This is a genomic window from Streptomyces litchfieldiae (genome assembly GCF_031845365.1).
GTDB classification, from domain to species: Bacteria; Actinomycetota; Actinomycetes; order Streptomycetales; family Streptomycetaceae; genus Streptomyces; species Streptomyces litchfieldiae.
Genome location: NZ_JAVREL010000017.1, coordinates 153,075 through 165,747 on the forward strand (window position 1 = coordinate 153,075; position 12,673 = coordinate 165,747).

Sequence of the window (12,673 nt, forward strand, 5' to 3'; positions counted from 1 at the left end):
TGCACGGTTCTCTTGGCCGACACTCGATGCATGACCATCACGACACACTCCTTCCGAAACGCCACAGAGGCCCCCACCGAGCTCTCCCGCCACGCCACCGGCGAGGGCACCGTTGTCTGGCTCCGCTGCACCTGCGGCCGGCTGCGGATGGTCTTCGCGCCCGACGATCCGCGCACCCGGCCGCTGACCGCCGGGGGCCACACCCCGAGCTGCCCTGACTGCTACTGACCTCGCCCATATCCCCTAAGCTTCTTGGGAGTTGAGAAGCACAGGGGGTGAGGAGGGTGGTGGGCGACCCGACGCTCGGGATGTTCCGCCGGGCGTGCCACGAGGCGGCGCGCCGGACGCCGGGCGTGACGTTCTACGAGCTGACCGAGGCAGCCGGCGCCCCAAACTTCCACGCGGCGGCGATGCGCGACAGCGCCATGCGGCACCGGATCATCTGCCGCTCCCGGGGCGGCTTCGTCGCCTTCACGGCGCCGCCGCCGTTCCCCGGCTCCGCGGTGCTGCACTACCGCGAACCGCCCGCCTGGGCCGAGGTGTTCGCCTGGTACAGGCTGCGCGTGCTGAGCCCTCGGGTACTGACCACGCCGCTGTCCGCGGTGGACCTCCAGGCGCTGGACGCCGCCGACCGGGCGGCGGTCGTCACCTGGCGCCCGGGCACCCTCGGGGAGCTGCTGTTCAACTGGTGGGACGCCCCGGGCCCGGGCAGGAACGGGGCGGGCCGCCCGGCACGGTGAGCCCGGCGCACGCGCCTAGGGCCTGTCCGGAGTTCCTGGTCGGATCAGCCCTTGGCTCCCCCAGGCTCTCAGGGGCCTGGGGGGTACCCCCACGACGGGGGTGCATCGCAAGGCGCCGGATCGCAGCTCATACTTGGCCGTATTTGCGCGATTCGGCTGGGGGCACCTCCCAGCGTTAGCTGGGGGAGCAGCGAGGTGCCGTGGCTGGCGTCGCGGGCCCGGGCGGGGACTCCGGACAGGCCCTAGCATCGTGGGGTGCGCATCCTGACCTGGAATCTGTGGTGGCGGTTCGGCGAGTGGGAGCGGCGCCGGGAGGCGATCCTGTCCGTGCTGCGGGAGGAACGGCCCGACATCTGCGGCCTTCAGGAGGTCTGGGAGGACGGCGGGGAGAACCTCGCCGGCTGGCTGGCGGACGAGTTGGGGATGCACTGGGCCTGGGCGCCCGGCGCGCCCCTGCCCCACTGGCGCGCGCGGCTGGGCGGCGAACTGCCCGGCGTCGGGAACGCGGTGCTCAGCCGGTGGCCCATCGCGCGGTCCGCGACCGAGCGGCTGCCGGTGGCCGGCGGCCCGGACGAGGTGCGGGTGGCGCTGTACGCGCTGATCGAGGCGGAGCGGTCACCGGTGCCGTTCTTCACGACGCATCTGCACTCGGCGCAGGGCGGCTCGGCGGTGCGCTGTGAGCAGGTCCGCGCGCTGGCGCGGTTCGTCGCGGCGCACGCGGGCGGCGACGACGCGCATCCGCCGGTGGTGACCGGCGACTTCAACGCCGAGCCGGACTCGGACGAGGTGCGGCTGCTCGGCGGTTCGCTGACCGCGCCGGTGGTGCCGGGCCAGGTGCTGGTGGACGCCTGGCGCTCGGCGGATCCGGGCATGCCGTGGGCCACTTGGGATCCGGCCAATCCGCTGGTCGCCGGCCCGGCCGGCTTCCGGGCGCGGATCGACTACATCATGGTGGGCCTGCCGACGCCGTACCGCCTGGCGGGGGCGCGTTCGGCGCGCCGGGCCGGGGATGGCCCGGTGAACGGCGTCTGGCCCTCCGATCACGCCGCGGTGGTCGCGGAGTTGCTGGACTGACCCGGGCCGCCCGGACCCGGCGGGCGCGCGGGTCCGGGCAGGCCTGCGGTCACACCGACTACGACAGCTCGGCGCGGGGGCCGTCGGGGCGGTCGAGGCGCTGGTCGAGAACGGCGCGCGCCGCCTCGGCCGTCTCCTCGTGGGTGAGCCTGCGGTAGCCGTCCCCGGTGATCACCGTGACGACCGGGAAGAGGCGCCGGGTCAGGTCGGGGCCGCCGGTGGCGGTGTCCTCCTCGGCGGCGTCGTACAGCGCCTGGATGACGGCGGCGACGATGTCGGCCTCGGACATGTCCGGCCGGTAGAGCTTCTTCAGCGCGCCGCGCGCGAAGAGGGAGCCGGATCCGGTGGCGGCGAAGTCGCGTTCCTCGGAGTGGCCGCCGCTGATGTCGTAGGAGAAGATCCGGCCCCGGGCGGCGCTGAGGTCGTAGCCGGCGAAGAGGGGCACGACGGCCAGGCCCTGCATCGCCATGGCGAGGTTGCCCCGGATCATCGCGGTCAGCCGGTTGGCCTTGCCGACGATCGACAGCGGCACGCCCTCGACCTTCTCGTAGTGCTCCAGCTCCAGTTGGAACAGCCGGACCATCTCCACGGCCAGGCCGACCGTGCCGGATATGCCGACGGCGGAGAACTCGTCGGCGGGGAAGACCTTTTCGCCGTCGCGGTGGGCTATGAGGTTCCCCTGCGTGAAGCGGCGGTCGCCGGCCAGCAGCACGCCATTGGCGTAGGCGGCGGCCACGATCGTCGTCCCGTGCGGGAGTTGGGGCGCGGCGCCGGTCGTGGGCAGCGCCTCCCGGGCGGGCAGCGCCTCGGGCACATGGCGGGCCAGGAAGTCGAGGAACGACGGCGGGCCCGGCGCCAGGAACCCGGCGGGCAGTTGACCCCAGTCGGAGACATCGGCAGACACGGCTCTCCCCTTCCGCTTGCGGACTCGGCCCATCGTAGGCGTATGCCCACGTGAGGGCCGGCACCATGCGTGCGCCAGCGATCTTTCCCACTCAGAAAATTTGCTGACTCGGAAAAAAATCTATAGGCTGGCCGTGTGACCCAAGCACCAGGACTCCGCGAACGGAAGAAGGAGGCGACCCGCCGCGCGCTGACCCGGACAGCGATGCGGATGGCCGTCGAGCGCGGCTGGGACGCCGTGCGCGTGGAGGACATCGCCGCCGAAGTCGGCGTCTCCACCCGGACGTTCAACAACTACTTCGCCTCCAAGGAGGAGGCCGTCATCGCCGGCAGCTTCGACCGGGCCGAGCGCGCCCGGGCCGCGCTCGCCGCCCGGCCCGCCGGGGAGCCGCTGTGGGAGGCGGTGACGAACGCGCTCGCCGGCATCATGGCCGCCGAGGAGCACGAGATCGGCCCGGTGGCCGCCGCCCACATCAAGCTGGTGATGGGGCATCCGGCGCTGGCCGCCCAGCAGTTGAGGTTCGAGCGGGAGGCCGTCGCCACCCTGTCCACCGCCATCGGTGAACGGGTGGGCACCGACCCCGACACCGACCCGTTCCCCCGGCTGGCCGCCGCCGTGGCGCTGGCCGCCACCCGGTCCGCCGTCGAGCACTGGGCCGGCCGGCGGCCCGGGACCCCGATGGCCGAGGCCGTCCGCGCGGCGCTGAGCCGCGTCACCATCGACCCCGCCGGCCCCCGCAACTCCCGTTAGGAGCGCCCATGTCCGGCACCACGACCGCTCCCCCGGCCCGCCGCATACCGCTGCTCGTCCTCGGTCTCACCGCGCTGCTGGCCCTGATGCTCACCGCCTTCGTACTGCCCGCCGTCAACTCCGGCCCGCACGATGTGCCCATCGCCGTCGCCGGCCCGCGCGAGGCCGCCGAGGAGCTGGCCGACCGCATCGACGAGGCCCAGCCCGGCGCGTTCGACGTGCGGCTGCTGGCCGACGCGGACGCCGCCCGCCAGGCGATGGGCGACCGCGACATCTACGGCGCCGTGGTCGTCGGCGGGCCGCGGCCGGAGCTGCTGGTCGCCGGCGCGGCCAGCACCCAGATCGCCAACACGCTGCGCGGGCTGACCCCTTCACTGGCCGGGTCCGCGGCCGAGCCGGCCGTCCCGGTGACCGATCTGTACCCCACCACGGACGACGACCCGCTGGGCACCGGGCTGTCGGCGGGCGCGCTGCCCCTGGTGCTCGGCGGCTATCTGGCGGCGATGGCGATCTCCATGGCGGTGGCCCGCCCTCGCCAACGTGCCGTCGCCGCCTTCGGCTTCGCGGTGGTGGCCGGGTTCGCGCTCAGCGCGCTGCTGCGGTACGGCTTCGGCGTCATCGGCGGCGACTACCCGCTGACGGCCCTGGCCCTGACGTTCGTCCTGGCCGCCACCTGCTGGGGCATCATCGGCCTGCGCGGCGTGCTCGGCGCCCCCGGCCTCGGGCTGGGCGCGGCGCTGATGGTGCTCGTGGGCAATCCGCTCTCCGGGCTGTCCGGCGGCCCGGAGTGGCTGCCCGCCGGCTGGGGCGCGTTCGGCCAGTACCTGCCGCCGGGCGCGGGCGGCTCGCTGCTGCGCTCGGTGTCGTTCTTCGACGGCGCGGGCAGCGGTCCCCACCTGGCCGTGCTGACCTGCTGGCTGGTCGGCGGCATCCTGCTCTTCCTAATCGGAGTGCGCCGCGAGCGGGCGGCCGGGAAGGGAGCCGGGCCGGATGCGGCGGAGCCCGCGGCGCCCGCGAGTGCCGCCGCGGCCTGACCGGGCGCCGTCCGGCCCCGCCTCCGGACACCCCGCTCACCGGCGACGATGCCGCCCGCCCGTCCGGGACAGCCGATCTCCCTTGCCAGAGACGGCAGTTGGCGAGCACCGTGGATACCGGCCGGAGCGCTCACCGGCCGAGCCGCACGGGGGGGCGGAGGACGGCGACGGGGGGCCGCCTTCCGCCGGGCTCCCCCGGTCAGGACTTCGAGGGCTCGGTGAGGCTCCACAGCGCGGCGACCAGGGGGCGCCGCAGGTCCGCGCGGCGCACGCACAGGCCGATGGTGAACGGGGGCGGCGGCGGATCGGCCGGCAGGACCGCCAGCCGGTCGCGCACCATGCTGGTGTCCAGCACCAGCCGGGGCACGATCCCCGTGCCGCAGCCCAGCGCGACCAGGGTGAGCAGCGCCTCGTGCCCGTCCGGCTCCGCGGCCACCTCGGGCGTCTGGCCCCGGCCGCGGAACCACCGGTGCGCCGCCTCGCGCACCAGCCCGCGCGGCGGCAGCACGAACGGTCCGTCGGGTCCGTCGGCCACCCGGTCGGCGGCCGTCACCAGGACCAGGTCGGTCGTGGCGACGGTGCGGCTGACCAGCGATTCCGGCAGCCGCGCCGGGATCCCGGCCACCGCCACGTCGGCCTCCCCCTCGTCGAGCCGGGCCAGCGCCGCCGCCGCGTCGCCCGTCCGCAGGTCGATGGTCACCCGCGGGTGGGCCGCGCGGAACGGCGCCAGCAGCTCGGGCAGCAGCGCCTGACAGGCCGTCACCGTCGCGAACACGCCCAGGCGGCCGGTCAGTTCGGTGAGTGCGGGGCGCTCGCTGCGGTAGGCGTTCCAGAGCGCCAGGGCGGATTCGGCGTACTCCCGGAAGCGCTGCCCCTCCGCCGTCAGCGCCACCCCGCGCGGGCCCCGGTCGAACAGGCGGTGGCCGACGCGCGCCTCCAGGCGCTGCACCGTCCTGGTGAGGGTCGCCGGGCTCACATGGCATTCCAGGCTGGTCCGCCCGAAGTTGAGCGTGCGGGCCAGATGGACGAAGAGCCGCAGCTCCCGGTGGTCGTCGAGCACGCCCCACCAGCTCCTTTCATTTTGCGCAACGGCCCGCTGCACATCTTGCGCTTGCCGCAATACCGGCCGCGAGCCTACAACTCACGCATGACCTCACCGAACGAGAATCACTTCACGTCCGACGTGTTCGCCGTGGAGACGATGAACGTCCCGGGCGGCGCCGAGACGATCCTGCGCGGCGGCCGGCACCTCTTCCCGCTCCTGCCCCGGGCGTTCGCCGGCGTCCAACAGATCGGCGTGCTCGGCTGGGGGCCCCAGGGCCGTGCCCAGGCGCGCAACCTGCGGGACTCCCTCGCGGGCAGCGGCATCCGGGTCGTCGTCGGGCTGCGCCCGGGCTCCGCCTCGGCCGCCGACGCCCGCGCCCATGGCTTCACCGAGGAGAACGGCACGCTGGGCGACTGGCTGACCGTCGCCGCCGAGAGCGATCTGGTGCTGCTGCTCATCGCCGACGCCGCGCTGGCGGCCCACCACGAGAAGATCTTCGGGGCGCTGCGGCCGGGCGCCACCATCGGCCTCTCGCACGGCTTCCTGCTGGGTCATCTCACCACCACCGGCGGCGACTTCTCCGCCGGGCACGGTGTCATCGCGGTCTGCCCCAAGGGCATGGGCGACTCGGTGCGCCGCCTCTACGAGCAGGGCGCGCACATCAACGGCGCGGGTATCAACAGCAGTTTCGCCGTGCACGCCGACCCGGACGGGAACGCGGTGGACCGGGCCCTGGCCTGGTCGGTGGCGCTGGGCTCGCCCTGGACGTTCCGCACCACGCTCCGGGGCGAGTACCTGTCGGACATCGTGGGCGAGCGCGCCATCCTCCTCGGCGCGGTCCACGGCCTCGTCGAAAGCCTCTTCCAGCGGTGGCGGCTGGCGGGTGACGGGCCGGAGCGGGCCTATGAGCGGGCGCCGGAGAACATCACCGGGCCGATCGCCGCCACCATCTCGCGGTCCGGACTGGCGGCCGTCCGCGAGCAGTTGGATCCCGCCGGGCGGGACACGTTCGACCGGGCGTACTCGGCGGTGTACGGCCCGGCGCGCGATCTGGTCGCCGAGATCTACGACGAGGTCGCCGACGGCACGGAGCTGCGCAGCGTGATCCTCGCCGAACGGCGGCTGTCGGGGCGGCCGATGGCCAATATCGGCGGCTCCCCGATGTGGGCGGCGGGCGCGGCGGTGCGCGCCCGCCGTGCCGAACGCAAGCTGCCCGTCGACCCGTTCACGGCCGGGGCGTTCGTGGCCTCGATGATGGCGCAGATCGACGAGTTCGCCTCGCGCGACCACCCGTGGTCGGAGATCGTCAACGAGTCGGTCATCGAGGCCGTGGACTCGCTGCTGCCGTACATGCACGCGCGCGACGTGGCGTACATGGTGGACAACTGCTCGCGGACGGCCCGGCTCGGGGCGCGCCGCTGGGGGCCGCGTTTCCAGGCGGCGTACGAGCAGATCGCGTTCCCGGCGGCCGAGGGGCCGGCGGACCCGGGGCTCATCGCCTCGTTCACCGAGCACCCGGTGCACACGGCGCTCGCGGCCGCGGCCCGGCTCCGCCCGTCGGTGGACATCTCGCTGGCCTGAACACCGCGGGTCCGGGCGAGGACCGCCAGGGTGACTCCACTGCCCGACGGCCCTCACGGCGGCTCCCTGTCCTGAGCCGGGGATTCGCCCTGCCCAGGAGGCGGCGCCGGGGGCCGGGCCCGGCGGCGCCGCCGTCGGGGGTCAGACGTCGGTGCCGTCGCCGTCCAGATCGCCGAAGTCGGGGAAGAGCAGGTCGTCTTCCGTGACATAGGAGCAGATCGTGTAGATGTAGCCCTCCTCCAGCACCTCGGTCTCGGCCAGGACCCGGGTGGAGTCGTCGAGCGAGCGGTGCAGGAAGTGGTAGTCACCGGCGGGGAGTTCGAGGGTCACCGTCGGGTAGTCGCGGTTCTCCGAGCAGGACGTGTCGCCGGGGTCGGTCGGGTAGACGGAGCAGCCGTCGCACGCGTCCGCCGTCTGGCTGCCGGTCCGGGGCCCGGTGTAGAGCACCTCCAGTTCGTTGGGCGAGTCGTTGAGGATCTCCAGCGTCACCGGCGCGCCGCCCGTGGTGCCCGGCTCCGGTGGGAGCGACTCGCCCGCGGCCGGGTACTCGACGGCGATCTGGCCGGCGATGAGGATGTCCTGGGCCCGGTCCACCCGGCGGTGGTCGGGGTGGTTCTCGACGAGGTCGGTCAGCGAGGTCTCCGCCTCGGCGTACTGGCCGGCGAGGAACTGGCTGGTGCCGCACTGGTACAGGCCCTCGGGGATGGGCTCGCCGCCGTCGTCGGCGAGCTGGCCGAACTCGGAACCGGGGAGCTGGCCGAACAGCGTGTTGAGGCCGCGCAGTTCCGCCAGGGCGTCGCAGGGCGCGTCGCCGCCGATGCCGTTCATGGCCGCCCGCTGCCGGTCGCCGAGCTCGCCGGGGAGGCCGGTGGCGTACTCGGACTCCCCGTGGTTCTCCAGGAGTTCACCCAGCGACTCCTCGGCGCCCGTCATGTCGTCGAGGTCGATGCGCGCCAGGCCGCAGTCGTGCAGCGGCGCCGGCAGGTCCTCCCCGGCCCGGCCGGCCAGGCGTTCGGCCTCGGAGTCGTCGTACTCCTCGGGCAGTTCCTGGAAGAACCGCAGCGGGGCCAGTCCCGCGCAGACGTCCTCGCCGCCGCGCGCCGCGGTGGCCCCCTCGTACAACGAGTCCAGCCGCCCGGGCACCTCACCGGCGGCGTCCGTGTCGGGGTGGTCGCCGCGCACTCGCAGATACTCGGCGAGGGCGGCGCGGTAACTGTCCTCCGACTCCCCGAAGAACTGACCGTTGGCCTCCTCGACCCGCTGGTCGGCGACGGCCAGCCGCTCCTCGAGCTCCCGCTCCAGGGCCCGCTGCTGGGCGCCGTCGAACCACACCACGCCGGCCGCCGGCAGCGCCAGCAGCAGCACCCCGGTGGTGAGCGGGATCCAGGGCACGGTCGTGGCGGGCGTCTCGGGCCGCCCCAGCCGCCAGCCGTCCACGGCGGCGGCCACCAGGCACACCGCGTACAGCACGCCCCAGGCGCCGGAGATGCCGTCGGCCGACACGGGCAGCGCGACGAACAGCAGGACACCGGTGGCCAGCCAACTGGGTATCGCCCGCCGCCAGCGCCTCAGGTAGAGGTAGCCGAGCCCCAGTCCGCTCAGGTTGAGCAGCGCGGCGATGGCCGCGGTCAGCGGATCCCTCGGCGGTGGCGGCACGGGCGGCGATGGCGAGGGCGGCGGTGACGGCGGGGGCGGGAACGAGGGTGGCGGCGGGTAGGAGGGTCTGTCGTCCCCGGGAACGGTCATGTCGGCCTCCACATGAATGGCGGACGGGACGGGAGCTGGGTGAGCTGCGGATGCGCCGTGCGTGCGATAAGTGCCCGCACAGAGGCGGACGGTGACGGGCAGTCGCCTGGTTCCCACTGTGCCGGATCGGATTCCGGAACCCCATCTCGCCCCGGTCGAACGGCCGTTGCCGCCCCGGGCCGTGACCGAGCGCTGCCCTCAGCCGGAGAACGAGTACGGCGTGAGGTACGCCGGCAGCAGGATCCGCGTGTCCGGGGCGACCCGGCGCACCGCCGCGAGGAACGCGTCCAGGTACCGCTGGGTCTTGGCGTCCGGAACCCGGGGCGGGTTGACGAGCGGCACCTCGAAGTGGTCCCAGTGGACGGGGACCACGGTGGCCGGCCGGTCCAGGGCCGCGAGGAGGCGGGGGACGTAGTCGTGGACGGCGTCGGAGGACGGGATGGCGATCATGGCGACGTCGGGCGCCAGTCCGGTGAGGTTGCGCGCGACGAAGTCGCTGGCCCCCATGAAGAACACCGACGGGCCGCCCTTGACCGTCACCTGGTAGGCCAGCGTGTCGCCCTCCGGCAGTTCGCCGATGGTGGTGGGCCGGGTGGCCGGCGGGCTGGTGCGGACGCCCGGAAAGGCCATGGAGTAGGCGGCGTTGCGGCTGTGCAGAGAGGCGATGACCTCCACGACGCAGTCGCCGAAGTCGAAGACCTCGCCGCCCTTGACCGGGCTGAGCCGGGCGCTGTCCAGTCCGAAGGCGAGCCCGAGGTTGTACGTCGTCGCGGTGCCGACGACGCGCGCCCCGGTCGTCTCGGCGATGTGCGGCACATCGCTGAAGTGGTCCCAGTGCGCGTGCGTCACCAGGATGGTCTCCGGCGTGCCCGCGTGCTCGGCGATGGCCTCCGTGTCCACGGTCAGCTCGGTCGCCGGGTCGAAGGCCCCGTCGAACAGCCCGGTGGCGAAGCGGGTGAGGAACGGGTCGATCAGCAGCGTCCGTTCGCCGGTGTCGACGCGCCAGCCGGAGGTGCCCAGCCAGCGGAACGTGGCGCGCCCGGCGCGGGTGGCCGGCCGGGCGGCCGGGGTCGTGGCGGTCGCGGTGGCGGGGACGGCCCCGGTGACCGCGGCGCCCGTGGTCGCCAGCGCGGTACCCGCGGTCACGGTCCGCAGGAATCCCCGGCGGCCGAATCGTGATCCGGACATGTCGGCATCTCCTCCGAGTCGGGTTCGGTGTCGAGGCCAGAGCTCATCACCGCCCCTGCCCGCCTGTCCAAGATCACATGCTCGCCGCTCCGATATCCGAAGGCATATCACCGCAGGTCACGGAGGTGTTCAACGGCCCACCGCGCCGCGCGTCCCAGCGCCAGATCGACCTCGATCGCGCGGCTGGCCAGCCCCCGGCCGGCCGCGAAGACGGCGATCGCGTACCGGCCGCCGTCCGGGTACCGGGCGACGCCGGCCTCCATGTGCAGGCCGGGCAGCGTGCCGGTCTTGGCCGCCACCGTCACCCCGGGCGGGAAGCCCGCGGCCAGCCGGGTCCAGAAGAGCTGCCGCCCCATCAACTCCCGCACCAGCGCGCACGCCTCGGGCGGGCCGGCCTCGTCGTGCCAGATCAGCTCCAGCAGCCGGGTGATCTCGCGCGGCGTGCTCGACGTGGCGTGCTCCGGGTCGAACACCCGCAGCGCGCGCAGCCGTTCCTCCGGCAGCGTCGGGTAGATCCGGGCGAACTCGTCCGCGTCGCGCGCCCCGACGTCCGCCAGCATCGACTCCAGTGCCTGCCGGGGCCCGCCCACCACGCGCGTGGCCGCCAGCCCCAACTCCTCGGCCAGCAGCGGCAGTACGTCCGGCCCGACGCGGCGCAGCAGCAGGTCGGCCGCCGTGTTGTCGCTGACCGACATCGTGAAGTACGCCAGGTCGCGCAGCGACACCTCGACGTCGTCCGCGCAGCCGGCCAGGCCCCAGCCGCCCAGCCGGTCCCCGGTCCGCACCAGGACCCGTTCCCGCGGGTCGAGCTGCCCGGCGACGGCCTGCCGGGCGAACTCCAGCACCAGCAGGATCTTGAAGATGGACGCGATCACCACCCGGTCGTCCGCCCCGACGGCCACCTCGCCGCCGTGGTCCAGATCCCGTACGTGCAGCCGGCCCGCGACGCCGGCGTCGGCGAAGATGGCCGCCACCTCATGCTGTTCGTTCGACACGTGTCCTATCGTCTCCCCGTGGACCTCTCCCGCCACCTGCGCCACTTCCTGGCCGTCGCCGAGGAACTGCACTTCGGCCGCGCCGCCGAAGTGCTGGGCATGGCGCAGCCGCCGCTGAGCCAGTCGATACAGCGGCTGGAGCGCGAACTGGCGGTCGAGCTGTTCGACCGTTCGCGGCGCAGCGTGGCCCTGACGGCGGCCGGGCGGCTGCTGGTGGCGGAGGCCCGCGCGCTGCTCGCGGCCGAGCAGCGGATGCGCACGGTCATGGCGCAGGCCGGCGAGGGCGCGATCGGCACGCTGCGGGCCGGGGTTTCGCCGGAGACGTCCGCGACCGCGCTGCGCGGGCTGCTGCGGCTGCTGGCCGAGCGGATGCCCGGGCTGGAGGTGGACCTGCACGAGCTGACCAGCGGTGAGCAGCTCCGCATGCTCACCGAGGCGCGCCTGGACGTGGGCCTGGTACTGCGCCCGGGCGGCGCCGCCGAGGAGCCCGGGCTGCGGTTCGGCCCGCCGGCGTCCGAGCCGCTGGGCGTGGTGCTGCCGCGGGACTCGGCCCTGGCCCGGCTGCGCGAGCCGGCGATGGGCGACCTGGCCGGCCACGACCTGATCCTCTTCCCGCGCGCCACCGCGCCCGAGTGGTACGACGAGCTGGTGGAGGTGTGCCGGGCGGGCGGTTTCGTGCCGCCGTGCGTCCGGCACGCCCGCCACCCGGACTTCCTGCTGGGCCTGGTGCTCGCCGGGCGCGGCGTGGCGTTCCTGCCGGAGGAGACGGCCCGCCGCCAGCCGCGCGTGGCCTGGCGCCCGCTGGCCGGGCACCCGTTGCGCGCGACCACGCGGGCCGCCTGGCCGGCGCGCTCCCCGCACCCGGCCGCGCCGCGGTTCGCCGAGATCGCCGCCGCGGTACTGGACGGCGCGGCACGTCCGGCGCCGCCGCTGGTGGCGGACGCGGGGGCGGCGCCCTGGTCGGTGGTGTTCGGCCGGGAGCGGTGACCGCGCGGGCGAACGGGCGGACTCAGCGCGGCAGTTGGAAGTCGACCACACGCAGCGCCGACGGCGTGGTGCCGCTGGAGCGCTCCTGGTAGAGGAACGACAGCACGCCGTCCACGGCCACCCGCGTGCGGTCGACGACGACCTCGCCGAACGCGTTGCGCGTGTGGCCGCCGTCGTGGAGCAGCGCCCAGGCGCTCCAGGAGCTGGCGGCCGAGGCGGCGGCGATCCGGCCGTAGGGCAGGACGACGTACGCGTTGTCGTGGACGTCCAGCACGAGTTGGGAGCGCTGGCTGGAGTTCATCGGCACCGGCACCTCCGTCTTGTGCCAGGCGCCGGAGGCGTCGCGCCACACGTGGAACGGGCGGGCGTAGGCGATGCGGCCAGTGACGTAGTCGGCGACACACTGGCCGAATCGGCCCGGGACGTAGGAGACCAGCGCGTGCGGCAGATTGCGGGAGTCGACGGCCTGGGACTCCTGGTTCATCAGGGCGTGGTCGGCGTTGCGGTGCCTGTCAAGTCAAATGAAACGAATGTGATGCTATGAACTCTGTTGTTCGATTTGGTGTCGCTTGGCGGGGTTGTTGATCCATGTCTGGTGGGGGATCGATGGCGGGACGGGGCGGCGGTTG

General features: G+C 74.1%; 12 protein-coding genes and 1 pseudogene. 7 read left to right on the forward strand and 6 right to left on the reverse strand.

Annotated features, from left to right (window positions below):
* The first annotated feature begins 30 nt into the window (after nucleotides 1–30).
* The 3 genes from RM590_RS25950 to RM590_RS25960 all read left to right on the forward strand — a co-directional run bounded on the left by RM590_RS25950 (nucleotide 31) and on the right by RM590_RS25960 (nucleotide 1,814).
* Nucleotides 31–228, forward strand: a complete 198-nt coding sequence (locus RM590_RS25950) for a hypothetical protein (RefSeq protein WP_311707140.1) — start codon at nucleotides 31–33, stop codon at nucleotides 226–228.
* Between the two features lie 59 nt (nucleotides 229–287).
* Nucleotides 288–740 (forward strand): hypothetical protein, encoded by a 453-nt coding sequence (locus tag RM590_RS25955; RefSeq protein ID WP_311707141.1) that lies wholly within the window; start codon nucleotides 288–290, stop codon nucleotides 738–740.
* 255 nt (nucleotides 741–995) lie between these two features.
* Entirely contained in the window at nucleotides 996–1,814 is an 819-nt protein-coding gene (locus tag RM590_RS25960; protein ID WP_311707142.1) for an endonuclease/exonuclease/phosphatase family protein, read from the forward strand.
* A gap of 58 nt (nucleotides 1,815–1,872) precedes the next feature.
* Here the strand turns inward: RM590_RS25960 and prcB are convergent, their stop codons facing one another.
* Nucleotides 1,873–2,718, reverse strand: coding sequence for a proteasome subunit beta (gene prcB, locus RM590_RS25965; protein WP_311707143.1), 846 nt, complete (start codon nucleotides 2,716–2,718; stop codon nucleotides 1,873–1,875).
* Nucleotides 2,719–2,853: 135 nt separating this feature from the next.
* Here prcB and RM590_RS25970 point away from each other — a divergent pair, with 135 nt between their 5' ends.
* Complete coding sequence (locus tag RM590_RS25970) at nucleotides 2,854–3,468, forward strand: TetR/AcrR family transcriptional regulator (protein ID WP_311707144.1); 615 nt, start codon at nucleotides 2,854–2,856, stop codon at nucleotides 3,466–3,468.
* Nucleotides 3,469–3,476: 8 nt separating this feature from the next.
* On the forward strand, nucleotides 3,477–4,502 hold the full coding sequence (locus RM590_RS25975) for a hypothetical protein (RefSeq protein WP_311707145.1): 1,026 nt from the start codon (nucleotides 3,477–3,479) through the stop codon (nucleotides 4,500–4,502).
* A 199-nt stretch (nucleotides 4,503–4,701) separates the two neighbouring features.
* On the opposite strand, the gene ilvY is transcribed toward RM590_RS25975, so the two are convergent.
* Nucleotides 4,702–5,562: an HTH-type transcriptional activator IlvY gene (gene ilvY, locus RM590_RS25980; protein ID WP_311707146.1), complete on the reverse strand. Its 861-nt coding sequence runs from the start codon at nucleotides 5,560–5,562 to the stop codon at nucleotides 4,702–4,704.
* Between the two features lie 87 nt (nucleotides 5,563–5,649).
* Between ilvY and RM590_RS25985 the strand changes: the two genes are divergently transcribed.
* On the forward strand, nucleotides 5,650–7,128 hold the full coding sequence (locus tag RM590_RS25985; protein WP_311707147.1) for a ketol-acid reductoisomerase: 1,479 nt from the start codon (nucleotides 5,650–5,652) through the stop codon (nucleotides 7,126–7,128).
* 141 nt (nucleotides 7,129–7,269) lie between these two features.
* Here the strand turns inward: RM590_RS25985 and RM590_RS25990 are convergent, their stop codons facing one another.
* The 3 genes from RM590_RS25990 to RM590_RS26000 form a co-directional block, all read right to left on the reverse strand.
* Nucleotides 7,270–8,874 carry a tetratricopeptide repeat protein gene (locus RM590_RS25990; RefSeq protein WP_311707148.1) on the reverse strand — a complete coding sequence of 535 codons (1,605 nt, stop codon included), beginning with the start codon at nucleotides 8,872–8,874 and terminating at the stop codon, nucleotides 7,270–7,272.
* Nucleotides 8,875–9,072: 198 nt separating this feature from the next.
* Entirely contained in the window at nucleotides 9,073–10,062 is a 990-nt protein-coding gene (locus RM590_RS25995; RefSeq protein ID WP_311707149.1) for an MBL fold metallo-hydrolase, read from the reverse strand.
* Nucleotides 10,063–10,169: 107 nt separating this feature from the next.
* A complete protein-coding gene (locus RM590_RS26000) occupies nucleotides 10,170–11,027 on the reverse strand; it encodes a serine hydrolase (protein ID WP_311707155.1) in 858 nt (285 codons plus the stop codon).
* A gap of 12 nt (nucleotides 11,028–11,039) precedes the next feature.
* Here RM590_RS26000 and RM590_RS26005 point away from each other — a divergent pair, with 12 nt between their 5' ends.
* Complete coding sequence (locus RM590_RS26005; protein WP_394813973.1) at nucleotides 11,040–12,044, forward strand: LysR family transcriptional regulator; 1,005 nt, start codon at nucleotides 11,040–11,042, stop codon at nucleotides 12,042–12,044.
* 22 nt (nucleotides 12,045–12,066) lie between these two features.
* Here RM590_RS26005 and RM590_RS26010 read toward each other — a convergent pair.
* Nucleotides 12,067–12,546: pseudogene (locus tag RM590_RS26010) on the reverse strand (BNR-4 repeat-containing protein); the annotation flags it as partial.
* Between the last annotated feature and the right edge of the window lie 127 nt (nucleotides 12,547–12,673).